Origin of the sequence: Pseudomonas sp. Irchel s3h17 (assembly GCF_900187505.1) — a bacterium.
Lineage (GTDB): Bacteria > Pseudomonadota > Gammaproteobacteria > Pseudomonadales > Pseudomonadaceae > Aquipseudomonas.
This window is the reverse complement of record NZ_FYDL01000011.1, coordinates 37,261-59,094: the sequence shown is the minus strand read 5'-3', so window position 1 is coordinate 59,094 and position 21,834 is coordinate 37,261. Positions and strand designations below refer to the sequence as shown.

At 61.7% G+C, this 21,834-nt stretch carries 20 protein-coding genes; 9 read left to right on the top strand and 11 right to left on the bottom strand.

Annotation, left to right across the window (positions count from 1 at the left end; translation table 11 throughout):
- The first annotated feature begins 20 nt into the window (after nt 1–20).
- Together CKW25_RS17420 and CKW25_RS17415 are read left to right on the top strand one after the other, a co-directional pair.
- The gene (locus CKW25_RS17420) at nt 21–1,013 is read left to right on the top strand and encodes a FecR domain-containing protein (protein WP_095081005.1); all 993 of its coding nucleotides are present in this window, start codon (nt 21–23) and stop codon (nt 1,011–1,013) included.
- An 18-nt stretch (nt 1,014–1,031) separates the two neighbouring features.
- Nucleotides 1,032–3,338, top strand: a complete 2,307-nt coding sequence (locus tag CKW25_RS17415; protein WP_095081004.1) for a CHASE2 domain-containing protein — start codon at nt 1,032–1,034, stop codon at nt 3,336–3,338.
- A 168-nt stretch (nt 3,339–3,506) separates the two neighbouring features.
- On the opposite strand, the gene CKW25_RS17410 is transcribed toward CKW25_RS17415, so the two are convergent.
- From CKW25_RS17410 to glyQ, 4 genes are all read right to left on the bottom strand, one after another.
- Nucleotides 3,507–4,277 carry a 1-acyl-sn-glycerol-3-phosphate acyltransferase gene (locus CKW25_RS17410; protein WP_095081003.1) on the bottom strand — a complete coding sequence of 257 codons (771 nt, stop codon included), beginning with the start codon at nt 4,275–4,277 and terminating at the stop codon, nt 3,507–3,509.
- Between the two features lie 84 nt (nt 4,278–4,361).
- Entirely contained in the window at nt 4,362–4,895 is a 534-nt protein-coding gene (gene gmhB, locus CKW25_RS17405) for a D-glycero-beta-D-manno-heptose 1,7-bisphosphate 7-phosphatase (protein WP_095080999.1), read from the bottom strand.
- A gap of 6 nt (nt 4,896–4,901) precedes the next feature.
- Complete coding sequence (gene glyS, locus CKW25_RS17400) at nt 4,902–6,956, bottom strand: glycine--tRNA ligase subunit beta (protein ID WP_095080995.1); 2,055 nt, start codon at nt 6,954–6,956, stop codon at nt 4,902–4,904.
- Entirely contained in the window at nt 6,953–7,906 is a 954-nt protein-coding gene (glyQ, locus tag CKW25_RS17395) for a glycine--tRNA ligase subunit alpha (protein WP_095081300.1), read from the bottom strand. The genes glyS and glyQ overlap by 4 nt, the downstream gene beginning before the upstream one ends.
- Nucleotides 7,907–7,987: 81 nt before the next feature.
- On the opposite strand from glyQ, the gene CKW25_RS17390 reads away from it, so the two are divergent.
- Both CKW25_RS17390 and CKW25_RS17385 read left to right on the top strand, forming a co-directional pair.
- The gene (locus tag CKW25_RS17390) at nt 7,988–8,545 is read left to right on the top strand and encodes a DNA-3-methyladenine glycosylase I (protein ID WP_095080994.1); all 558 of its coding nucleotides are present in this window, start codon (nt 7,988–7,990) and stop codon (nt 8,543–8,545) included.
- A 42-nt stretch (nt 8,546–8,587) separates the two neighbouring features.
- Nucleotides 8,588–9,475 carry a lysophospholipid acyltransferase gene (locus CKW25_RS17385; RefSeq protein ID WP_095080992.1) on the top strand — a complete coding sequence of 296 codons (888 nt, stop codon included), beginning with the start codon at nt 8,588–8,590 and terminating at the stop codon, nt 9,473–9,475.
- A 70-nt stretch (nt 9,476–9,545) separates the two neighbouring features.
- Here CKW25_RS17385 and CKW25_RS17380 read toward each other — a convergent pair whose 3' ends face one another.
- The 5 genes from CKW25_RS17380 to def all read right to left on the bottom strand — a co-directional run bounded on the left by CKW25_RS17380 (nt 9,546) and on the right by def (nt 14,285).
- A complete protein-coding gene (locus CKW25_RS17380) occupies nt 9,546–9,860 on the bottom strand; it encodes a tetratricopeptide repeat protein (protein WP_095080990.1) in 315 nt (104 codons plus the stop codon).
- Nucleotides 9,861–10,045: 185 nt separating this feature from the next.
- Nucleotides 10,046–11,419 carry a Trk system potassium transporter TrkA gene (gene trkA / locus CKW25_RS17375; protein ID WP_095080989.1) on the bottom strand — a complete coding sequence of 458 codons (1,374 nt, stop codon included), beginning with the start codon at nt 11,417–11,419 and terminating at the stop codon, nt 10,046–10,048.
- A 22-nt stretch (nt 11,420–11,441) separates the two neighbouring features.
- Nucleotides 11,442–12,752 carry a 16S rRNA (cytosine(967)-C(5))-methyltransferase RsmB gene (gene rsmB / locus CKW25_RS17370; protein WP_095080988.1) on the bottom strand — a complete coding sequence of 437 codons (1,311 nt, stop codon included), beginning with the start codon at nt 12,750–12,752 and terminating at the stop codon, nt 11,442–11,444.
- A complete protein-coding gene (fmt, locus tag CKW25_RS17365; RefSeq protein ID WP_095080987.1) occupies nt 12,749–13,708 on the bottom strand; it encodes a methionyl-tRNA formyltransferase in 960 nt (319 codons plus the stop codon). Before fmt ends, rsmB begins: the two co-directional genes overlap by 4 nt.
- A 70-nt stretch (nt 13,709–13,778) precedes the next feature.
- Entirely contained in the window at nt 13,779–14,285 is a 507-nt protein-coding gene (gene def, locus CKW25_RS17360) for a peptide deformylase (RefSeq protein ID WP_095080986.1), read from the bottom strand.
- 153 nt (nt 14,286–14,438) lie between these two features.
- Here def and CKW25_RS17355 point away from each other — a divergent pair, with 153 nt between their 5' ends.
- The 3 genes from CKW25_RS17355 to CKW25_RS17345 all read left to right on the top strand — a co-directional run bounded on the left by CKW25_RS17355 (nt 14,439) and on the right by CKW25_RS17345 (nt 17,272).
- Nucleotides 14,439–15,464, top strand: coding sequence for a LysM peptidoglycan-binding domain-containing protein (locus CKW25_RS17355; RefSeq protein WP_095080984.1), 1,026 nt, complete (start codon nt 14,439–14,441; stop codon nt 15,462–15,464).
- Nucleotides 15,465–15,543: 79 nt separating this feature from the next.
- Nucleotides 15,544–16,647: a DNA-processing protein DprA gene (dprA, locus tag CKW25_RS17350; RefSeq protein ID WP_095080983.1), complete on the top strand. Its 1,104-nt coding sequence runs from the start codon at nt 15,544–15,546 to the stop codon at nt 16,645–16,647.
- Between the two features lie 67 nt (nt 16,648–16,714).
- Nucleotides 16,715–17,272 (top strand): L-threonylcarbamoyladenylate synthase, encoded by a 558-nt coding sequence (locus CKW25_RS17345; protein WP_095080981.1) that lies wholly within the window; start codon nt 16,715–16,717, stop codon nt 17,270–17,272.
- 42 nt (nt 17,273–17,314) lie between these two features.
- On the opposite strand, the gene CKW25_RS17340 is transcribed toward CKW25_RS17345, so the two are convergent.
- On the bottom strand, nt 17,315–18,292 hold the full coding sequence (locus tag CKW25_RS17340) for an NADPH:quinone reductase (protein ID WP_095080980.1): 978 nt from the start codon (nt 18,290–18,292) through the stop codon (nt 17,315–17,317).
- 164 nt (nt 18,293–18,456) lie between these two features.
- Here CKW25_RS17340 and hemF point away from each other — a divergent pair, with 164 nt between their 5' ends.
- Both hemF and aroE read left to right on the top strand, forming a co-directional pair.
- Nucleotides 18,457–19,371, top strand: coding sequence for an oxygen-dependent coproporphyrinogen oxidase (gene hemF, locus CKW25_RS17335; RefSeq protein ID WP_095080978.1), 915 nt, complete (start codon nt 18,457–18,459; stop codon nt 19,369–19,371).
- A 13-nt stretch (nt 19,372–19,384) separates the two neighbouring features.
- Entirely contained in the window at nt 19,385–20,206 is an 822-nt protein-coding gene (gene aroE, locus CKW25_RS17330; RefSeq protein ID WP_095080976.1) for a shikimate dehydrogenase, read from the top strand.
- A gap of 59 nt (nt 20,207–20,265) precedes the next feature.
- Here the strand turns inward: aroE and CKW25_RS17325 are convergent, their stop codons facing one another.
- Nucleotides 20,266–21,834 (bottom strand): SulP family inorganic anion transporter, encoded by a 1,569-nt coding sequence (locus CKW25_RS17325; protein WP_095080975.1) that lies wholly within the window; start codon nt 21,832–21,834, stop codon nt 20,266–20,268.

Below are 21,834 nucleotides of genomic sequence, written 5' to 3'. Positions count from 1 at the left end.
AAGCGTGAAAAGCGAATCCTATGAACTCAATCACTTCTTTGCACTGCCGCCATTTCGGCACCCTGTTGTTGCTGGTCGCGAGCTTGTCGGGTTCGTTGACCCAGAGTGCATCTGCCGCTTTTTTCACCGCCAAGCGCCTGCCGTACATTGATGATAATCAGCAGTGTCGCGGACAACCCCTGCCTGCCACGATCGAACACCTGACGGGCGAAGCCTGGAAGCTTGACCGCAAAGGCAAGCAGGTTGCCCTGGAAGAAGGGATGACGGTGGATGAACACGAAAGTGTGAAGACCTCCCCTTCGGCCTTTGTCAGCCTGTCGCTGGGCGATGGGTCGCGCATCGTCCTGCCATCCAGTTCCCAGGTGACCTTGAGCCTTAACGAAGAGCTCAAGGTGGCACAGGTGATCCTTGATCAAGGCCAGGTCGAGTCCTATGTCATCAAGCGCGCCAGCGACTATGATCGTTTCCAGATCGTGACGCCGGTGGGCGTGCTCGGGGTTCGTGGCACTCACTTCCGGGTACGCAATGAAGACAATGGGCACTCATTGATTGAAGTGCTCAATGGCCAGGTTGCCGTTGACCGTGATGAGGGTGACGCGCCGCTGAAAAAAACACCGGGAAAACCATCGCCCCAGGCTGATACGGATGCTGATGTGCAGGTGATGGCCCGCCAGGGATTACGGATCCAGAAGGAAGGCACGTTGATACCAACCGACCTGCTGCCTCCGCCACGATTGCTCGGACAGGCGGGACAGACCGGGCCGGCACCGGCCTGGCAACTGATCATGCAACCGGTGGAAGGCGCCACGCGCTATCGGGCGCAAGTCGCCACGGACACCTCGTTCATGAACATCAAGCAGGAACAGTTTTCCAGTACGCCTGAGATAAACTTCATCGGGTTGAAGGCGTTCTACTACCATGTTCGGCTCTCTGCATTTGACGCGCAGGGGCTTGAAGGAGAAACCGGGGTATATGACATCTTCTATTACCCTCGGACCACGCGAGTTCAATAAGCGTCCGGCGCTTTGCCGATGAGGCGCTGGCCAAGGAAGGAAGGTCGCGAGCCCACTCAGGCGCAGCGACTGTTTCGCCGGTTGGTCCGTGAATGGCTATGGGTCAGCCTGATCCTGTTGCCGTTGACGGCTGTATTGTCCTTGAGCCATGGACTGACGCTGAGCAACCTGCTGTATGACAACCTGCGGCGCCTGAGTCCACTGCCAGTCGACCCGCGAATTCTCATCGTCACCATCGACGACTACAGCTTGCAGCAGTTAGGGCAATGGCCCTGGCCGCGGACAATGCACGCCGACCTGCTTGATCGGTTGTCGGCCGCCGGGCCCCGGGGCGTTCTGTTTGACGTCATCTTCAGTGAGCCGGCCAAAACCCCCGAGCATGATCTTCGCCTGGCCCAGGCGATCTGCCAGGCTGGCAATGTGTTTATCCCGTTGTTGCGTGAAGGGGTTGCCCGCTATGGGCAGCCGTTGGGTGAGATCGAACCTGTGGCACCGTTGAGCCACTGCGCCAAGGGTGTCGGGCATATCAATGCCGAGGCAGACGCGGATGGCATCGTGCGCAGTGTGTACCTGCGTGAGGGCCCTGAGCGCGCCCCGAGAGCGCAATTGGCGTGGTTGCTCTACGAGACGACCACCGATGGCCCGGATACCCTGCCCGGCTCGTCCGCGGTGTCGACAGTGCAAGGTTGGCAGCGAAGCCAGCGCATTCGAATTCCCTTTATCAGCATGAATGCAGGGTTTCCCAGCGTTCCGTACGTCAGCGTGCTGCGCGGTGAAGTACCGGCGCAATTGCTGCGCGATCGCCTGATCCTGATCGGCTCCACCGCGCCGGGGTTAGGCGACCGCTACGTCACACCGCAATCAGCGAGCGCCGGCACGACGGCGGGCATCGAGATTCAGGCCAACCTGCTGAACGGTCTGCTCCAGCAACGCAGCATTGTGGTGTTGGGCAATGGCTGGAGGGTTGCGCTGTCGACGGCCATGGTCGCCCTGTTGCTGGCCTTGCTGTTGTTCCGCCCACGACGAGCCTTGTGGCTGACCCTGGGTGGCATGGCCACGGCCCTGCTCATCTCGGCACTCATGCTCAGGGCGGGCTGGTGGTGGTCACCGGCCGCGAGCGTGCTGGGGATGTTGCTGGGGTACCTGATCTGGAACTGGCGCCGGCTGAGCGCCGTGCTCGCCTACTTCGGCTGGGAACTGGCACGACTCGACAGCGAGCCCAAAGTGTTCCCCGAACGTCGTCGCACGGCCTCTCCGGCCGGTGATGTGCTGCAGGGGCAGATCGTTGCGCTGGAGCAGGCGATGAGCCGGACCCGCGACACCCGGCGTTTTATCTCGGACGGTCTTGAGTACTTGCCCGTGGCCACCCTGATCAGTGGACCGGATGGGCGCATTCTGCTGGCCAATCGAAATGCCCGGAGTCTGTTTGCCGGTGACCTGGTCGGCGAAGACTTGCTGTCGCAGCTCGCGACCCTGGGTTATCCAGGCCTGCTTGAAGAGGCACGTCCCGCGCTATCGGCCCTTGAAAGCAATGAGTTCCGCGATATCCATGGCCGAAGCCTGCGCCTGGACGTGGCATCGCTGTTTCCGGCCGAAGGTGGAGCGGCGATTGGCTGGTTGCTCAGTTTCACGGATTTGAGCGTCGAACGTGAGGCCGAGGAACAACGCGCAGTGCTGATGCGTTTTCTCTCCCACGACCTGCGCGCACCGCATTCGGCGATTCTGGCGCTGCTCGACGTCCAGCATTGCCAGGGGGCGGGAGACACGCAGTTGTTCGCCCAGATCGAGTTGCAGGTACGCAAGGCCCTGGGCCTGACCGAGGCGTTTGTACAGCTGGCCAAGGCCGAGTCAGAGGCCTACCAGTTCGAGCCGAGCATGTTCGCGATGCTGGTGCTCGATGCCTTCGATCAAGCGATGAGCATCGCGCAGCTCAAGCAGATCGAGTTGCAGCATGACCTGGATGACGATGCCGAAGGCATGGTGCTGGCGGATCAGTCATTGCTGACCCGGGCGCTGTTCAACCTGCTGGAAAACGCCATCAAGTACAGCCCGTCTGGCTCTAGGGTCACGGTGCGGGTGAGTTGTGCGCAGGGCTGGTTGACCTGCGACATCAGCGATCAGGGCAAAGGTCTATCGGCGGCGGAGTTGCCGGAATTGTTCAGCCAGTACCGACGTTTTGCCTCAGCGCAGGGCAGTGACGGATTGGGCCTGGGGTTGTCGATGGTCAAAGCCGTGGTGGATCGTCATGGCGGACGGATCCTTTGCGAAAGCCAGGTCGGGCAAGGCACGACCTTCAGTGTCCAACTGCCGTTGCTGGATGAATAAGAAGGGCATAAAAAAACCGGCATCCAGTGCCGGCTTTTTTATGACTGCGAAAACTTATGCACGTTTTACGGCGTTTTATTAGCTTAAGAAATATGTATGTAAATCATGGATTTAGATATCAATTACGTCTTTTTTCGATAAAACGGTGCACAGGTTATCCACAGAATCTCAAATCGCTTCCTTGTCCGTTACGGCGGACAGAGGCGGCAGCGAACCCATGTCGCGTTGGGTCTGCTCATTCCAGGCCGCGGCGCGGTCGTTGAGCTCGGCAACCGCCCGTGGCCCGCTACCCTCGGCGTACATCGGCGCACCGATGACCACCGTGATCGTGCCGGGGGTTTTCGCCCAGCCGGTCTTTGGCCAGAACTTGCCGGCGTTGTGGGCGATTGGCAGTACTGGCAACTGGGCATTGACTGCCAATGCCGTCCCGCCGCGAGAGAACTTGCCCACCGTACCGAACGGAACGCGAGTGCCTTCCGGGAAGATCAACACCCAGACGTTGTCCTTGAGCAGCTCGTCGCCCTTCTTCGCCACGTGCTTGAGTGCGGCTTTCGGGTTGTCGCGATCGATGGCGATCGGTCGCAGCATGGCCATCGCCCAACCAAAGAACGGCACATACAGCAATTCGCGCTTGAGCACCTGGCTCAGGGGCTCGAAATAGGCCGAGAGGAAGAACGTTTCCCAGGTGCTCTGGTGGTTCGACAGAATCACACAGGGCTGTTCAGGGACGTTTTCAGCGCCTTTGACTTCAAAGCGGATGCCCAGGAACACCTTGCTCAGCCACAGTGCGCAACGGCACCAATAGACGTTGATGAAGCGATAACGCGCCTTGAACGGCAGGAACGGCGCGATAAAAAAGCTCAGGCTGCACCACAGCAACGAGCTGGTGCCCAGCAGCAGGTAAAAAAGAAAGGTTCTGATTGCCTGCAAGATCGACATGGTCGCGTTTACCGTTGCGGGGCAATGCCCGCCTTCTAAAAAGCGCGCTCCCGAACAGTCCTTGATCAGGATGTCAGAATCGCCCTAGTTGTTGATAAGTTCTGCGGCAATCGCCGCCAGATCGTCAAAAATCAAAGTGCCTGCCGGCAGGGTCAAGCCCTGAGTCTTCTCGCCTTTCCCGGTTTTTACCAAAACTGGCTGACAGTCGACGGCTTCTGCCGCCTTCAGGTCACCGAGACTGTCGCCGACGAACCACAGGCCCGTCAGCGCCACGTCGTAATGTGCGGCAATGGTTTTAAGCATGCCGGGTTTGGGCTTGCGACATTCACAGCCTTCGTCAGGCCCGTGGGGGCAATAGACGATCAGGCCGAGTTCACCACCCTGCTCGGCCACGAGCTGGCGCAGGCGCGCGTGCATGGCGTCGAGGGTGGCGACATCGTAGTAGCCTCGAGCAATGCCCGACTGGTTGGTAGCGACCGCTACCGTCCAGCCGGCCTTGCTCAACCGCGCGATGGCTTCGATCGAGCCAGGCAGAGGAACCCACTCCTCCACCGACTTGATGTAAGCGTCGGAGTCGTAGTTGATCACCCCGTCCCGATCGAGAATCAGCAGTTTCAAGCCGTCTTACCCCAGCAACGAAATGTCGGCAACGCCCAGGAACAGGCCACGCAGACGTGCCAGCAACGCATAACGGTTGGCACGCACCTTGGCGTCTTCAGCGTTGACCATCACGGCTTCGAAGAACGCATCCACCGGCTCGCGCAAGGCGGCCAGGCGTGCCAGAGACTCGCTGTACTGACGGGCCGCGGCCATCGGCTGCACCGCTTGATCCGCTTGCTGGATCGCCGAGTACAGGGAGAACTCGTTGGCATTGTCGAAATACTTGGCTTCGACAGTGGTCGGCACGCTGCCTTCGAGCTTGCTCAGCAGGTTCGACACACGCTTGTTCACGGCAGCCAGTGCAGCCGCTTCCGGCAACTGGCGGAACGCTTGCACCGCTTGTACGCGCTGGTCGAAGTCCAGAGCCGAACCCGGCTTCAGGGCACGTACCGACAGGTAGGTGGCCACATCCACGCCTTCGTCTTCATAGCGGGCACGCAGACGGTCGAAGATGAACTCCAGGACTGAATCGGCCAGGCCGGCGCCCTTGACCTTGGTGCCGAACGCTGCGACGGCGAAAGCCACGGCATCGGTCAGGTCCAGGTCGAGTTTCTTGTCGATCAGGATCCGCAGCACGCCCAGCGCGGCGCGGCGCAAGGCATAGGGGTCCTTGCTGCCGGTAGGCAGCATGCCGATACCGAAGATACCGACCAGGGTGTCGAGTTTGTCGGCGATAGCCACCGCCGCCCCGGTCAGGGTGACGGGCAGTTCAGCACCGGCACCGCGCGGCATGTACTGCTCGTTCAGCGCCAGCGCGACATCTTCCGGCTCGCCATCGTTGAGGGCGTAGTAGTAACCGGCAACACCTTGCATCTCCGGGAACTCACCGACCATCTCGGTCGCCAGGTCGCACTTGGACAACAGGCCAGCACGGGCCGCCCACTGTGCGTTGCCGCCAATGTGCGGGGCAATGAAGGCGGCGAGTTTGGAAACGCGCTCGGCCTTGTCGTAGACGCTGCCGAGTTTTTCCTGGAACACCACGTTCTGCAGGCGCAGGTTGAAGTCTTCGAGTTTCTGCTTCTTGTCTTGCTTGAAGAAGAATTCGGCGTCGGTCAGGCGTGGGCGAACCACTTTCTCGTTACCGTCGATGATCTGCTGCGGGTCTTTGCTCTCGATGTTGGCCACGGTAATGAAACGTGGCAGCAACTTGCCGTCGACATCCAGCAGGCAGAAGTACTTCTGGTTGTCCTGCATGGTGGTGATCAGCGCTTCTTGCGGTACATCGAGGAAGCGTTCTTCGAACGAGCAGACCAGCGGCACCGGCCATTCAACCAGGGCGGTCACTTCGTCGAGCAAGGCCGGCGGCATGATCGCGGTGCCTTCCTGCAGCGTGGCAAGCTCGGCGGTACGCTTGCTGATCAGCTCGCGACGCTCGTTGGCATCGGCCAGTACATAGGCCGCGCGCAGGTCATCGAGGTAGTTGGCTGGCGAGGTGATGCGCACGCTGTCCGGGTGATGGAAGCGGTGACCACGGGAGTCGCGACCGGCCTTCTGAGCGAGGATGGTGCAGTCGACCACCTGGTCGCCGAGCAGCATCACCAGCCATTGGGTCGGACGCACGAACTCTTCCTTGCGAGCGCCCCAGCGCATGCGCTTGGGAATCGGCAGGTCGTTCAGCGAGTCTTCGACGATGGTCGGCAACAGGCTGGCGGTCGGCTTGCCGGCGATGCTTTGGCTGTAACGCAGCTTGGGCCCGCTCTGGTCGATTTCGCTCAGGTCCACGCCACATTTCTTGGCGAAGCCCAGGGCGGCTTGAGTCGGGTTGCCTTCGGCATCGAAGGCCGCCTGGCGTGGCGGGCCGTCGAGGTTGATGCTGCGATCCGGTTGCTGGGTGGCCAGCGCGGTGATCAGCACGGCCAGGCGACGCGGCGCGGCGTATACGGTTTTGCTCTCGTAATTCAGGCCAGCGGCTTGCAGGCCCTTGTCGATACCGGCCAGGAAGGCCTCGGCCAGGGTGTTCAGGGCCTTGGGTGGCAGCTCTTCGGTGCCCAGTTCAACCAGGAAATCTTGCGCACTCATTGTGCAGCCTCCAGCTTGGCCAGTACTTCATCACGCAGGTCCGAGGTCGCCATCGGGAAGCCCAGCTTGGCGCGCGCCAGCAGGTAGGCTTGCGCAACGGAACGCGCCAGGGTGCGCACACGCAGGATGTATTGCTGACGCGCGGTCACCGAGATCGCCCGGCGCGCATCCAGCAGGTTGAAGGTGTGCGAGGCCTTCAACACCATTTCGTAGCTTGGCAGCGGCAGTGGCTGGTCGAGTTCGATCAGGCGCTTGGCTTCGCTTTCGTAGAAGTCGAACAGTTCGAACAGCTTCTCGACGTTGGCGTGCTCGAAGTTGTAGGTCGACTGCTCCACTTCGTTCTGGTGGAACACGTCGCCGTAGGTCACCTTGCCCATCGGGCCGTCAGCCCAGACCAGGTCGTAGACCGAGTCCACGCCTTGCAGGTACATGGCCAGGCGTTCCAGGCCGTAGGTGATCTCGCCGGTCACCGGGTAGCACTCGATGCCGCCCGCTTGCTGGAAATAGGTGAACTGGGTCACTTCCATGCCGTTGAGCCAGACTTCCCAGCCCAGACCCCAGGCGCCGAGGGTCGGCGATTCCCAGTTGTCTTCGACGAAACGAATGTCATGCACCAGCGGGTCCAGGCCCACGTGCTTGAGGGAGCCCAGGTACAGTTCCTGGAAGTTGTCCGGGTTCGGCTTCAGGACTACCTGGAATTGGTAGTAGTGCTGCAGACGGTTCGGGTTTTCGCCGTAGCGGCCGTCAGTCGGGCGACGACTGGGCTGCACATAAGCGGCGTTCCAGGTTTCCGGGCCGATGGCGCGCAGGAACGTGGCAGTATGGAAAGTGCCGGCGCCTACTTCCATATCGTAGGGCTGAAGTACCACACAACCTTGCTCGGCCCAGTATTGCTGGAGGGCGAGGATCAAGTCTTGGAAGGTACGCACGGCTGGCGTAGGCTGGCTCACGAAATTCACCTGTTTCTTGGGCTGCGATTTAAAGAGCGGGAGTATACCCGATTCGTTCGTGCGCACGCCCCCTGGAGCCTTATGCCACGCTGCTTTTGGTGTTCCGACGATCCGTTGTACATGGCTTATCACGATCAGGAGTGGGGCGTACCGCTACGCGATGCGCAGCGCTTGTTCGAGTTGCTTTTGCTCGAAGGGTTCCAGGCGGGCCTGTCGTGGATCACCGTACTGAAGAAGCGCGAGCGCTACCGTGAGGTACTGTTCGGCTTCGACGTGCAGCGCGTGGCGCAGATGAGCGACGCCGAAATAGACGATCTGATGCTCGATCCGGGGATCATTCGCAACCGACTGAAACTCAACGCCGCCCGGCGCAATGCCCAGGCCTGGCTGGCGCTGGAAGACCCGGTGGCGTTTCTCTGGTCGTTCGTCGGGGACGCGCCTGCGATCAACCATTTCAAGGATCGCAGTCAGGTTCCGGCCGTGACGCCGGTCGCCGTGGAAATGAGCAAAGGCTTGAAAAAAGCCGGGTTCACCTTTGTCGGGCCGACCATTTGTTATGCCCTGATGCAGGCATCGGGCATGGTCATGGATCACACCACCGATTGTGATCGTTACGCCACTTTGGCGGCGCGCGGTTAGAATATGCGGTTCGCACACAGCACAAGAGATCAGGAGTGACCTGTGGATAAGTTGAAAGGCGCCTTGCTGGTAGGCGCTCTGCGGTTGTTTGCCCTGCTTCCGTGGTGGGCAGTACAAACGGTCGGTGCCGCGATTGGCTGGATGATGTGGAAAATCCCCAACCGCTCCCGCGACGTGGTGCGGATCAACCTCGCCAAGTGCTTCCCTGAAATGGACGCCGCCGAGCGCGAACGCCTGGTCGGGCAGAGCCTCAAGGACATCGGTAAATCCCTGACCGAAAGCGCCTGCGCCTGGATCTGGCCGGCCCAGCGCTCCATCGACCTGGTGCGTGAAGTCGAAGGCCTCGATGTGCTCAAGGCGGCGCTGGCCTCGGGCAAGGGCGTGGTCGGCATCACCAGCCATCTGGGCAACTGGGAAGTGCTGAACCATTTTTACTGCAGCCAGTGCAAACCGATCATTTTCTACCGTCCGCCCAAGCTCAAGGCTGTGGACGAGTTGCTGCGCAAGCAACGGGTGCAGTTGGGCAACCGGGTTGCCGCTTCGACCAAGGAAGGCATCCTCAGTGTCATCAAGGAAGTCCGCAAAGGCGGGGCTGTTGGCATTCCGGCCGACCCGGAGCCGGCCGAATCCGCCGGTATCTTCGTGCCCTTCTTCGCCACCAAGGCCCTGACCAGCAAGTTTGTGCCAAACATGCTGGCCGGCGGCAAAGCCGTTGGTGTGTTCCTGCATGCCCTGCGCCTGCCGGATGGTTCAGGTTACAAAGTGATCCTGGAAGCGGCGCCAGAGGCCATGTACAGCACCGATACCGAGACCTCCTGCGCGGCGATGAGCCAGGTGGTCGAGCGGTACGTGCGCGCTTATCCGAGCCAGTACCTGTGGAGCATGAAGCGCTTCAAGAAACGCCCGCCGGGTGAAGCGCGCTGGTATTGAGTTCACCGGACCGACCTGTGGATAACCTGCCACAGGTGCCGTCGGCTCCCGCAGGCCAGGCGCAGCGTAGTCACTGCGCCTGGCGTTCGAGCTTCTTCAGAAACACGGTCATTTCCTTTTCCGCCTGCTTGTCGCCATGGACGCGGGCGGCTTCAAGCCCCTGTTCCCAGGCTTGGCGCGCGGCGGGATAATCCTTCAGCGCCAGATGGGCCTTGCCCAATAGCTTCCAGGCCGCGGAGTATTTCGGATCGAATTCGACGCAGCGCTGGAAATGTTCGGCAGCCTTGGCATTTTCCCCAAGATCCAGATAACCCTTGCCCAGCCCGAACCGCAACAGCGAGTTATCCACACCCTTGGCGAGCATTTTTTCCAGGGATTCGAGCATGGGTAATGTCCTTCAATTGGAAGTAAATGGCTTCTGTGGCGAGGGAGCTTGCTCCCGCTCGAGCGCGAAGCGGTCGCAATCCGTAATCCGGGTTATACCTGACAATCCGCGATCAAAGGTTTTACGACTGCTTCGCAGCCGAGCGGGAGCAAGCTCCCTCGCCACAGCTGAGCGTCGGTCGGGGGTCAGAAGAAGCTCAGGCCCACGTGGAACAACTTCTCCACATCGCGAATGTGCTTTTTATCCACAAGGAACAGAATCACGTGGTCGCCCGCTTCGATCACGGTGTCGTCGTGGGCGATCAGCACTTTTTCGTCGCGAATGATCGCGCCGATGGTGGTGCCAGGCGGCAAGGCGATGTTTTCGATGGCCTTGCCAATGACCTTGCTCGACTTCATATCGCCATGGGCAATGGCTTCGATGGCTTCTGCCGCGCCACGTCGCAGGGAATGCACGCTGACGATATCGCCGCGACGTACGTGCGCCAGCAAGGTACCGATGGTCGCCAGCTGGGGGCTGATGGCAATGTCGATGTCACCGCCCTGGATCAGGTCGACATAGGCCGGGTTGTTGATGATGGTCATCACCTTTTTCGCGCCCAGGCGCTTGGCCAGCAGCGACGACATGATGTTGGCTTCGTCGTCGTTGGTCAGGGCCAGGAAGATATCGGCGTCGGCGATGTTCTCTTCCAGCAGCAAGTCGCGGTCCGAGGCACTGCCCTGCAGCACGACCGTGCTGTCGAGGGTGTCCGACAGGTAGCGGCAGCGCGCCGGGTTCATTTCGATGATCTTCACTTGGTAACGGCTTTCGATGGCTTCGGCCAGACGCTCGCCGATCTGCCCGCCACCAGCGATCACAATGCGTTTGTAGCTTTCATCGAGGCGGCGCATTTCGCTCATCACCGCGCGAATGTTCTCTTTGGCGGCGATGAAAAATACTTCGTCGTCGGCTTCGATCACCGTATCGCCTTGCGGCAGGAGGGGGCGATCGCGTCGGAAAATCGCCGCGACGCGGGTGTCGACGTTGGGCATGTGCTCGCGCAATTGACGCAGTTGATGACCCACCAGCGGCCCGCCGTAGTACGCCTTGACCGCCACCAGTTGGGCCTTGCCCTCGGCGAAGTCGATCACCTGCAGGGCACCGGGGTGTTCGATCAGGCGCTTGATGTAGTTGGTCACCACTTGTTCCGGGCTGATCAACACGTCCACCGGAATCGCATCGTTGTCGAACAGGCCGGCGCGGGTCAGGTACGCGGCTTCGCGAACCCGGGCGATCTTGGTCGGCGTGTGGAACAGCGTGTGGGCGACCTGGCAGGCGACCATGTTGGTTTCGTCGCTGTTGGTCACCGCGACCAGCATGTCGGCGTCATCGGCGCCTGCCTGACGGAGCACGGTCGGCAACGAGCCGCGCCCTTGCACCGTCCGAATGTCGAGGCGATCGCCGAGGTCGCGCAGGCGTTCGCCGTCGGTGTCGACCACGGTGATGTCATTCGCTTCGCTGGCCAGGTGTTCTGCCAGCGTACCGCCAACCTGACCTGCGCCGAGGATGATGATCTTCATCCAGTCACTCCCTTAAAACCGTTTAGCCGCGTGTGGCGGCGATCTTGATCAGCTTGGCGTAATAGAACCCGTCGTGCCCACCTTCTTGCGCGAGCAACTGGCGGCCGTGGGGTTGCTTGATGCCGGCCTGGCTGGCGATGTCCAGTTCGCGAGCACCCGGGGTGCGGCCCAGGAAGGCTTCGATGACTTCGGTGTTCTCGGTGGGCAATGTGGAACAGGTGGCGTAAAGCAGAATGCCACCGACTTCCAGGGTCGGCCACAGGGCATCGAGCAGTTCGCCCTGAAGCACCGCCAACGCCGCGATGTCATCCGGTTGACGGGTCAGCTTGATGTCCGGATGGCGGCGAATCACGCCAGTGGCCGAGCATGGCGCATCGAGCAGGATGCGCTGGAACGGCTTGCCGTCCCACCAGGCTTGGGTGTCGCGGCCATCGGCGGCGATCAGTTCGGCGTTCAGCCCCAGTCGCTCAAGGTTTTCCTTCACCCGTACCAGGCGTTTAGCTTCCAGGTCCACCGCCACCACGCCCGCGAGCGCAGGCTCGACTTCGAGAATGTGACAGGTCTTGCCGCCCGGCGCGCAGCAGGCATCGAGTACCCGTTGGCCTGGCGCCAGGTCCAGCAGGTCCGCGGCCAGTTGTGCGGCTTCGTCCTGCACGCTGATCCAGCCTTCGGCAAAGCCGGGTAGCTTGCGCACGTCACCTGGCTCCTCGAGCACGATACCGTCCTGGCTGAACGGGCACGGCTGGGCCGCCACGCCCGCATCGCCCAGCAACGCGAGGTAGGCATCGCGGGCATGATGGCGGCGGTTGACCCGCAGAATCATCGGTGGGTGTGCGTTGTTCGCGGCGCAAATGGCTTCCCACTGCTGGGGCCAGAAGGCCTTGAGGGACTTTTGCAGCCAGCGCGGATGGGCGGTGCGAACCACCGGGTCGTGTTCAAGCTCGGCCAGCAGCGCTTCACTCTCACGCTGGGCGCGGCGCAATACGGCGTTGAGCAGGGCCTTGGCCCATGGTTTTTTCAGCTTGTCGGCGCACCCCACGGTTTCGCCGATGGCCGCGTGGGCCGGGACTCGGGTGTAAAGCAGCTGATACAACCCCACCAGCAGCAGCGCCTCGACATCGGCATCGGCGGCCTTGAACGGTTTTTGCAGCAGCGTGCTCGCCAGCGCCGACAAACGTGGCTGCCAGCGTGCAGTACCAAAGGCCAGGTCCTGGGTGAAGCCGCGGTCGCGGTCTTCGACCTTGTCCATTTGCGTCGGCAAAGAACTGTTGAGCGAGGCTTTTCCGCTGAGAACGGCAGCCAATGCCTTGGCGGCGGCCAGACGTGGATTCATTGGGCGTCCACCGCTTGACCGAGCACGGTACCGATGGCGAACTTCTCACGACGGCTGTTGAACAAATCGCTGAAGTTAAGCGCCTTGCCACCGGGCAATTGCAGGCGGGTCAGGCACAGCGCCTGCTCACCGCAGGCAACGATCAAGCCGTCCTTGCTGGCACCGAGGATTTCGCCCGGTGCGCCTTTGCCGTCGGCCAGGCTGGCGGCGAGGACTTTCAAGGCTTCGCCATTGAGCGTGCTGTGGCAGATCGGCCACGGGTTGAACGCCCGAACCAGGCGTTCCAGCTCAACGGCCGGGCGACTCCAGTCGATGCGCGCCTCGTCCTTGTTCAACTTGTGGGCGTAGGTGGCGAGGCTGTCGTCCTGCACTTCACCCTCCAGCGTCCCCGCTGCCAGCCCGGCAATGGCCTGGATCACGGCGGGCGGGCCCATTTCGGCCAGGCGGTCGTGCAGCATGCCGCCAGTGTCCTGGGCGTTGATCGGTGTGCTGACCTTGAGCAGCATCGGTCCGGTGTCCAGGCCGGCTTCCATGCGCATCACGGTCACGCCGCTCTCACCATCGCCCGCTTCGACGGCGCGCTGGATCGGCGCCGCACCGCGCCAGCGTGGCAGCAGGGAGGCGTGACTGTTGATGCAACCCAGGCGCGGGATATCCAGCACCACTTGCGGCAGGATCAAGCCATAGGCGACCACCACCATCAAGTCTGGCTTCAGCGCCGCCAGTTCTACCTGAGCCTCGGCATTGCGCAAGGTCGGCGGTTGCAACACCGGGATGTTGTGTTCCAGAGCCAGTTGCTTGACCGGGCTGGGCATCAGTTTTTGCCCGCGACCTGCCGGACGGTCCGGCTGGGTGTAGACCGCGACGATCTCGTAAGGGCAGTCGAGCAGGGCCTTGAGGTGTTCGGCGGCAAATTCGGGGGTGCCGGCAAAGACGATGCGCAGTGGCTCAGTCATTGAAACTCTCGATTACAAAACGGTCACAAAAGAAAAAGGCTTGCCGCAGCAAGCCTTTGGAAGAAAGGAATCAAGCGTTCTGGCGATGGAGCTTTTCCAGCTTCTTCTTGATCCGGTCGCGTTTGAGCGTTGACAGGTAGTCGACGAACAATTTGCCGTTCAGGTGGTCGCATTCATGCTGGATGCACACCGCCAACAGGCCTTCGGCGATGAGCTCGTACGGCTTGCCGTCGCGATCCAGGGCCTTGATCTTGACCTTCTGCGGACGATCGACGTTTTCATAGAAGCCCGGCACCGAGAGGCAGCCTTCCTGATACTGATCCATCTCGTCGGTCAGGGTTTCGAATTCGGGGTTGATGAACACCCGGGGTTCGCTACGGTCTTCGGACAGGTCCATGACCACGATACGTTTGTGCACGTTGACCTGGGTCGCTGCGAGGCCGATGCCTGGAGCTTCATACATTGTTTCAAACATGTCATCGACCAACTGCCGCACTTCGTCGTCCACTACGGTCACCGGTTTGGCGATCGTACGCAGGCGCGGGTCGGGGAATTCGAGGATGTTCAAAATGGCCATAAGCGTAATTGCTGCACGTGTGAAGTAAGGTCAGGGCCGATCGCCTGGTGGCTGCGATGAGGCCGGCGACGGCTGTAAAACGTCGCCCCTGGGGAGCGAGCCACAGAGGCTCTGGCGTTTTACGCGAACCTACATAATAAAGGGATTCACCGCATGAGGAAATCACTACTCGCCCTGCTGCTTCTGGTCTCGGCCGGTTTCGCACACGGGCAAGTACAACTTCGCGAGGGTTTTCCTGCGCAATACACCGTCATGGCCGGTGACACACTCTGGGACATCTCCGGCAAATACCTGCGAGAGCCCTGGAAATGGCCCGAGCTCTGGCAGGTCAACCCGTACATTGAAACCCCCAACCTCATCTACCCCGGCGACACGCTGTCGCTGGTCTACATCGACGGGCAGCCACGCCTGACCCTCAATCGCGGCGCCTCGCGGGGCACCGTCAAGCTTTCACCACAGGTTCGTCGCGCACCTGTGGTCGACGCCATCGCCAGCATTCCGCTGCATGCGATCAACAGCTTCCTGCTGGGCAACCGCATCGTCGACAAGGCGCAGGATTTCGACCGCGCGCCCTACGTCGTGGCCGGTGATGACGAGCGGGTGCTCAGTGGCGGCGGTGACCGGGTGTTCGCCCGCGGTACCTTTGATCCGGCGCAGTCGGTGTACGGCATCTTCCGTCAGGGCAAGGTGTACACCGATCCGCAGAGCCAGGAGCTATTAGGCATCAACGCCGATGACATCGGCACGGGCGAGATCATCGATACCCAGGGTGATATCACCACCCTCGCCTTGCAGCGCATTACCCAGGAGGTTCGACTCGGTGATCGGCTGTTGAGTGGCGAGGTACGGGCGATCAATTCGACCTTCATGCCCACGGCCCCCGACGCCGAGGTTCAGGGCTTGATCATCGACGTGCCGCGGGGCGTGACCCAGATCGGTGTGCTGGATGTGGTGACCCTCAACAAGGGGCGTCGCGACGGGTTGACCGAAGGCAACGTGTTGGCGGTGATGAAGACCGGTGAGACCGTGCGCGACCGAGTGGCCGGCGATGAAGTGAAAATGCCCGATGAGCGCGCCGGTCTGTTGATGGTTTTCCGGACCTACGAAAAGCTCAGCTATGGCCTGGTGCTCAGTGCTTCACGATCCCTGGCGGTGATGGACAAGGTACGCAATCCGTAAAAGACTCAACAAGTTACCAACAGACTTATCCACAGCTTGTTCCCGGCTCTACAGGCCACTCACGATCAAGGATGATCTTATGTCGCAGTCTGCATGCGGGTCGGTTTCACCGGCGGAACTGGAAGCCCGTTTACGTTTGCATTGCCTGCCGGAGCTCGGCCCGCGACGGTTTCAAAAGCTGCTTGATGCCTTTGGCTCGGCCTCCAAAGCCATCAGTGCGCCGGCCAGTGCCTGGCGTGCCCTGGGGTTGCCGATGGCGTGTGCCGAGGCCCGGCGCAGTCCGCTGATTCGTGATGCTGCCTATCACGCATTGGCCTGGCTAGAGCATGAGGACCAGCATTTATTGATGCTTGGCCAGCCAGGCTACCCGGCATTGCTGGCCGAGATCAGTGATCCGCCCCCGCTGTTGTTTGTCGCGGGGGCCCCCGCGATCCTGGACAAACCGCAATTGGCGATCGTCGGCAGCCGGCGCGCATCGAGACCGGGAATGGACACCGCCGTGGCATTTTCGCGCAGCCTGGCGGGCGCCGGTTTTGTCATCACCAGCGGCCTGGCGCTGGGTATCGATGCCGTCGCCCATCAAGCCGCCCTGGATGTCGGAGGGCAAACGGTCGGGGTGCTCGGCACGGGCCTGGAAAAATTTTATCCACAGCGTAATCGGCGAATTTTTGACGCGATGCTCGCGCACGGCAGTGCAGTGGTTTCCGAGTTCCCGCTGGATGCCGGTCCGCACGCCAGCAACTTCCCGCGCCGCAACCGGATCATCAGTGGCTTGTCCCTCGGCGTGCTGGTGGTCGAGGCCAGCGTCGCCAGCGGCTCGTTGATCACGGCAAGGCTGGCGGCGGAGCAAGGGCGCGAGGTCTACGCGATTCCAGGGTCGATCCATCACCCCGCTGCCCGTGGCTGTCATCAATTGATTCGCGATGGCGCGGTGCTGGTGGAAACCATCGAGCACATTCTCGAAGGCCTGCGCGGTTGGCAATATCTGCCGTTATCCACAGGGGCACCGGAACCTGTCGAGCACCCGCTGCTGTGCCTGCTGTTTGCGGCGGCGCATACCAGCGAAGCCCTGGCCGATGCAGTTGGTTGGCCCTTACCCAAGGTCCTGGTCGCACTGACCGAGCTGGAAATGGATGGGCGAGCGGTGTGCGAAGGCGGACGCTGGTATGCACGCCTAAGCTAGTTTCATGAGCTGGGTTTTGTAAGGAAGATCGGTAAACTGCGCGCAGCTTATTTTTGGAGAGTCGGTCATGGTCAACAGTTGGCGTGTGCAACAAGCCGCACAAGCAGTTCGCGCAGGCGCGGTGATTGCCTATCCAACCGAAGCTGTGTGGGGCCTGGGATGCGACCCGTGGGACGAAGAGGCGGTGTATCGCTTGCTGGCGATCAAGGGGCGCTCGGTGGACAAGGGCCTGATCCTGATTGCCGACAATATTCGCCAGTTCGACTTCCTGTTCGAAGACTTCCCGGAGTTGTGGCTCGATCGCATGGCCAGTACCTGGCCGGGGCCGAACACCTGGCTGGTCCCCCATCAGAACCTGCTACCGCAGTGGATCACCGGGGTCCATGAGACCGTGGCCTTGCGCGTCAGCGATCACCCGCTGGTTCGGGATCTGTGCGCGTTGGTCGGGCCGCTGGTGTCGACCTCCGCCAACCCCCAGGGGCGGCCGGCGGCGCGCACGCGGATTCGCGTCGAGCAGTATTTCCGCGGGCAAGTCGACCTGGTGCTCGGCGGAAATCTGGGCGGCCGTAAAAATCCGAGCGTGATACGCGACCTGGCGACCGGCCAGGTGGTGCGTGCGGGCTGAGGCCCTGTGGCGAGGGGGATGTCCCCTCGCCGCCCTTCAGGTTTAAGGCAGCAACACCGTCGACCCGGTGGTACGCCGCGCCGACAACTCGGTCTGCGCCTTCGCCGCGTCAGCCAATGAGTAGCGTTGGCTGATGTCGACCTTGATGTTGTCGCTGCTGATCATCGCGAACAGCTCATCGGCCATCGTTTGCAGTTTTTCAGCATTGTTGGTGTAAGTCCCCAGGGTGGGGCGGGTGACATACAGCGAACCCTTCGCGGCCAGAATCCCCAGGTTCACCCCGTCCACAGCGCCCGAGGCGTTGCCGAAGCTCACCACCAGCCCGCGTGGTGCCGTGCAATCGAGCGAGGTCAGCCAGGTGTCCTTGCCGACGCCGTCGTAGACCACCGGGCACTTCTTGCCGTTCGTCAGCTCCAGCACCCGTTGAGCGACGTCTTCATGGCTGTAGTCGATCGTTGCCCAGGCACCGTTGGCCTTGGCCAGAGCGGCTTTTTCCGGGGAGCTGACGGTGCCGATCAGCTTCACGCCCAAGGCCTTGGCCCATTGGCAGGCCAACGAACCGACACCCCCGGCGGCGGCGTGGAACAGGATGGTTTCACCACCCTTGAGTTCATAGGTCTGACGCAACAGGTACTGCACGGTCAGCCCTTTGAGCATGACGCCTGCGGCCTGTTCGAAGCTGATGGCATCCGGCAGGTGCACCAGATTGTCTTGCGGCAAGGTATGCAGGTCGCTGTAGGCCCCCAGCGGGCCGCTGCCATACGCCACGCGGTCACCGACCTTGAAGCGCGTCACGTCACGGCCCACCGCATCGACCACGCCAGCACCTTCTGCGCCAAGGCCCGAGGGTAGGGCTGGCGGAGCATAGAGCCCGCTACGGAAGTAGGTGTCGATGAAGTTCAGGCCGATGGCCTTGTTGCTGACACGTACCTGCTGCGGGCCCGGTTCGGTCGGCTGATAATCCACATACTCAAGCACTTCGGGGCCGCCGTGGGCGCGGAACTGGATACGTTTGGCCATCTGCACTCTCCTTGGGGGGTGTTGCGTAGCGCCCTATCGGACTCCTAAGCTTGATCTTCGTCAACTGCGGCGAGCACGGGTGCAGTGGTATGCTACGCGCCCATTTGCGCTGGCCGCCGTTCTGATCGAGCGCCGCGTAGCTTTGCCCGATTCAAGGTGATGCCATGACTACCCGCACCGAAGCCGTTAAAGCCTACCTGCTTGACCTGCAAGACCGCATTTGTGCTGCGCTGGAAACCGAAGACGGTGGCACGCACTTCGTCGAAGACGCCTGGACCCGGCCAGCCGGCGGTGGCGGTCGAACGCGGGTGATCGAGAATGGCGCAGTGATCGAGAAAGGCGGCGTCAATTTTTCCCACGTCTTTGGCAGTGGTCTACCGCCGTCCGCCAGTGCTCATCGGCCAGAATTGGCCGGACGCGGCTTCGAAGCCCTCGGCGTGTCGCTGGTGATTCACCCGCACAATCCTCATGTGCCGACTTCCCACGCCAATGTGCGCTTTTTCATTGCTGAAAAAGAAGGCGAAGAGCCGGTCTGGTGGTTTGGCGGCGGCTTCGACCTGACCCCTTACTACGGCAACGTCGATGACTGCGTGCACTGGCATCGCGTGGCTGCCGAGGCTTGCGCGCCGTTCGGGCCGGACGTCTACAGCCGGTACAAGGACTGGTGCGACAGCTACTTTCACATCAAGCATCGCAATGAACCCCGGGGCATCGGCGGCCTGTTCTTCGATGACCTGAACGAGTGGGATTTCGACACCTGCTTCGCCTTTATGCGCGCCATTGGCGATGCCTACATCGACGCCTACCTGCCGATCGTGCAAATGCGCAAGGCCGAGGCCTTCACCGAGCAGCAGCGCGAGTTCCAGGAGTTCCGTCGTGGGCGTTACGTCGAGTTCAACCTGGTCTACGACCGTGGCACGCTCTTCGGCCTGCAATCGGGCGGGCGTACCGAGTCGATCCTGATGTCGTTGCCACCGCAAGTCCGTTGGGGCTATGACTGGAAGCCCGAGCCTGGCAGCGAAGAAGCGCGCCTGACCGAGTATTTCCTGCAAGACCGCGACTGGCTGGCTGAAGCCTGAACGAGGAATCCCGATGGACCGTTATGTCGTTTTCGGTAACCCGATTGGTCACAGCAAGTCGCCATTGATCCATCGCCTGTTCGCCAAACAGACCGCTCAACACCTGGACTACAACACCCTGTTGGCGCCACTGGATGACTTTGCAGGCTGTGCCCGGGCGTTTTTCAGCGACGGGTGCGGTGCCAACGTCACGGTGCCGTTCAAGGAAGAAGCCTATCGCCTGGCCGATAACCTGACCGCCCGGGCGCAGCGGGCCGGGGCGGTCAACACCCTGAGCAAACTGGCCGATGGCAGTCTGTTGGGGGACAACACCGATGGTGCCGGGCTGGTGCGGGACCTGACGATCAACGCCGGGTTCAGCCTGAGCGGTAAACGCATTCTGCTGCTGGGCGCTGGCGGCGCAGTGCGGGGCGCGCTGGAGCCGCTACTGGCCGAGCAGCCATCGTCGGTGATCATCGCCAATCGCACGGTAGAAAAGGCTGAACGGCTGGCTGAGCTATTCGCCGACCTGGGGCCTGTGTCTGCCAGTGGTTTCGACTGGCTGCGTGAGCCGGTGGACCTGATCATCAATGCGACGTCGGCCAGCCTGTCAGGTGATGTACCGCCCATTGCCAGCAGCCTGATCGAACCCGGCAAGACGGTGTGCTACGACATGATGTACGGCAAGGACCCCACCTCGTTCTGCCGCTGGGCCAGCGAACAGGGCGCCGCGGTGGCGATGGATGGTCTGGGCATGCTCGTCGAGCAGGCGGCCGAAGCCTTTTTCCTGTGGCGTGGTGTGCGCCCGGATACAGCGCCGGTGCTGGCCGAGTTGCGACGCCAGCTGGCGATGTAGCGGGCAACACGGACCGTTGTGGCGACGGGGCTTGCCCCCCTGCCACAGTTCTACGTTGATCAGTCCTCAAACCGGATCGGGCACTTCTGTGCCCCTTCGAGCTTTCTCAGTTCCTCGACCACATGCCCACGTGCTCGGCGCAGGGTCAGGCTGCGGTCCTGCCTGAGCAGCCTTCGTGCTTCCTGGTGCAGCATTTCCACGCCTGAATAGTCGATGAAGTTGATGTACTGGGCCTCAATCACCACCTTCAGGCCTTTCGTGCGTTGCAGGCGTACTTGCAAGTAATGGCTGGCGCCGAAAAAGATCGAGCCGCCTACCCGCAGAATCTCTTCATCGCCTTCGCGCCATTGCTGCACGCGGGGCTGCGAGGTGCGCTTGAGGTAGAAAAACAGCGACACCAGCACCCCGGCATAGATCGCTGTTTGCAGCTCCAGCAACAGCGTGGCGACGCAGGTCAGTGCCATCACCACGAATTCGGCCCGGCTGACGCGGAACAAGGCCCGAATGCCGCGATGATCCACCAGCCCCCAACAGATCAGCAAAATACTGCCGGCCATGGCGGGGATCGGGATCTGCGCGATGAGAGACGCGCCGGCCACGGCGAACAACGCGACCCACAGCGCGGAGAACACCCCGGCCAGGGGGGAGCAGGCACCCGCCTCATAACTCAAGCCCGAACGGGTAAAGGAGCCGGCCGACAAGGAGCCTGAGAAAAAACTGCCAACGATATTGGAAAGGCCCTGCGCGCGAACCTCCTGGTTCGCATCGAGCAGCTGTTGTGAACGTGCCGACAACGAGCGGGCGATCGACAGACTGGTCACCAGCCCGAGCATGCCAACGGCCACCGCGCTGGGCAGCAGGCGCAACACCAGGTCCAGGTCCAGTGGCAATGGACTCAGGGGTGGCCAGCGGCCTTCGAACGAACTGACCAACTGCACATGGCCAAACATCGAGGGCCACAGCCACACGACGACCGTGCTGAGCACCAGTGTGATCAACAGGCTCGGCCAGCGAGGCAGCAGCAGTTTCAGGGCGATGCCCACAGCCAGTGTGCCGAGCCCCAGCACCAGCGACGGTTTATCCAGCGCATCGACATGACTGACCAACGACACCAGGCTGTTGAGCGCAGTCGCCTGATTCGGCAGGTCCAGCCCCAGCAGGTTGGGCAGCTGCCCGACGGCGATCACCACCGCCGCCCCCAGGGTGAACCCCAGCACTACGGAATGGGAAACGAAGTTCACCAGGGCGCCGAAGCGCAGCAAGCCGAGCAGCCACTGGAAAACGCCCGCGAGGAACGTCAGCAACAGGATCAGTGTGATGTAGTCCTGTGACTCGGGCACAGCCAGAGGACTGACACTGGCGTACAGAACAATGGAGATGGCTGCCGTAGGGCCACAGATCAAATGCCAGGACGAGCCCCACAGGCAGGCGATCAGGACCGGGACGATGGCCGCATAAAGGCCATACTCCGGCGGCAGGCCCGCGATCAGCGCGTAGGCAATGGATTGCGGTAACGCCAGAATCGCCCCACTCAGGCCTACAACCAGGTCACGACCAACGCTGGCGCGGGTTTGCCGGGGCAGCCAGCGAAGAAAGGGAAAGAGCGAATGGCGACTGGGGATTGCCAT

What these genes read in the sequence shown, in the direction of transcription:
- def (WP_095080986.1), bottom strand. Translation starts at nt 14,285, where the DNA reads ATGGCCATTTTGAACATCCTCGAATTCCCCGACCCGCGCCTGCGTACG.
- CKW25_RS17390 (WP_095080994.1), top strand. Translation starts at nt 7,988, where the DNA reads ATGCCACGCTGCTTTTGGTGTTCCGACGATCCGTTGTACATGGCTTAT.
- CKW25_RS17345 (WP_095080981.1), top strand. Translation starts at nt 16,715, where the DNA reads ATGGTCAACAGTTGGCGTGTGCAACAAGCCGCACAAGCAGTTCGCGCA.
- CKW25_RS17420 (WP_095081005.1), top strand. Translation starts at nt 21, where the DNA reads ATGAACTCAATCACTTCTTTGCACTGCCGCCATTTCGGCACCCTGTTG.
- rsmB (WP_095080988.1), bottom strand. Translation starts at nt 12,752, where the DNA reads ATGAATCCACGTCTGGCCGCCGCCAAGGCATTGGCTGCCGTTCTCAGC.
- CKW25_RS17415 (WP_095081004.1), top strand. Translation starts at nt 1,032, where the DNA reads ATGAGGCGCTGGCCAAGGAAGGAAGGTCGCGAGCCCACTCAGGCGCAG.
- CKW25_RS17380 (WP_095080990.1), bottom strand. Translation starts at nt 9,860, where the DNA reads ATGCTCGAATCCCTGGAAAAAATGCTCGCCAAGGGTGTGGATAACTCG.
- CKW25_RS17355 (WP_095080984.1), top strand. Translation starts at nt 14,439, where the DNA reads ATGAGGAAATCACTACTCGCCCTGCTGCTTCTGGTCTCGGCCGGTTTC.
- CKW25_RS17410 (WP_095081003.1), bottom strand. Translation starts at nt 4,277, where the DNA reads ATGTCGATCTTGCAGGCAATCAGAACCTTTCTTTTTTACCTGCTGCTG.
- aroE (WP_095080976.1), top strand. Translation starts at nt 19,385, where the DNA reads ATGGACCGTTATGTCGTTTTCGGTAACCCGATTGGTCACAGCAAGTCG.
- glyS (WP_095080995.1), bottom strand. Translation starts at nt 6,956, where the DNA reads ATGAGTGCGCAAGATTTCCTGGTTGAACTGGGCACCGAAGAGCTGCCA.
- fmt (WP_095080987.1), bottom strand. Translation starts at nt 13,708, where the DNA reads ATGACTGAGCCACTGCGCATCGTCTTTGCCGGCACCCCCGAATTTGCC.
- hemF (WP_095080978.1), top strand. Translation starts at nt 18,457, where the DNA reads ATGACTACCCGCACCGAAGCCGTTAAAGCCTACCTGCTTGACCTGCAA.
- trkA (WP_095080989.1), bottom strand. Translation starts at nt 11,419, where the DNA reads ATGAAGATCATCATCCTCGGCGCAGGTCAGGTTGGCGGTACGCTGGCA.
- dprA (WP_095080983.1), top strand. Translation starts at nt 15,544, where the DNA reads ATGTCGCAGTCTGCATGCGGGTCGGTTTCACCGGCGGAACTGGAAGCC.
- CKW25_RS17325 (WP_095080975.1), bottom strand. Translation starts at nt 21,834, where the DNA reads ATGGCAATCCCCAGTCGCCATTCGCTCTTTCCCTTTCTTCGCTGGCTG.
- CKW25_RS17340 (WP_095080980.1), bottom strand. Translation starts at nt 18,292, where the DNA reads ATGGCCAAACGTATCCAGTTCCGCGCCCACGGCGGCCCCGAAGTGCTT.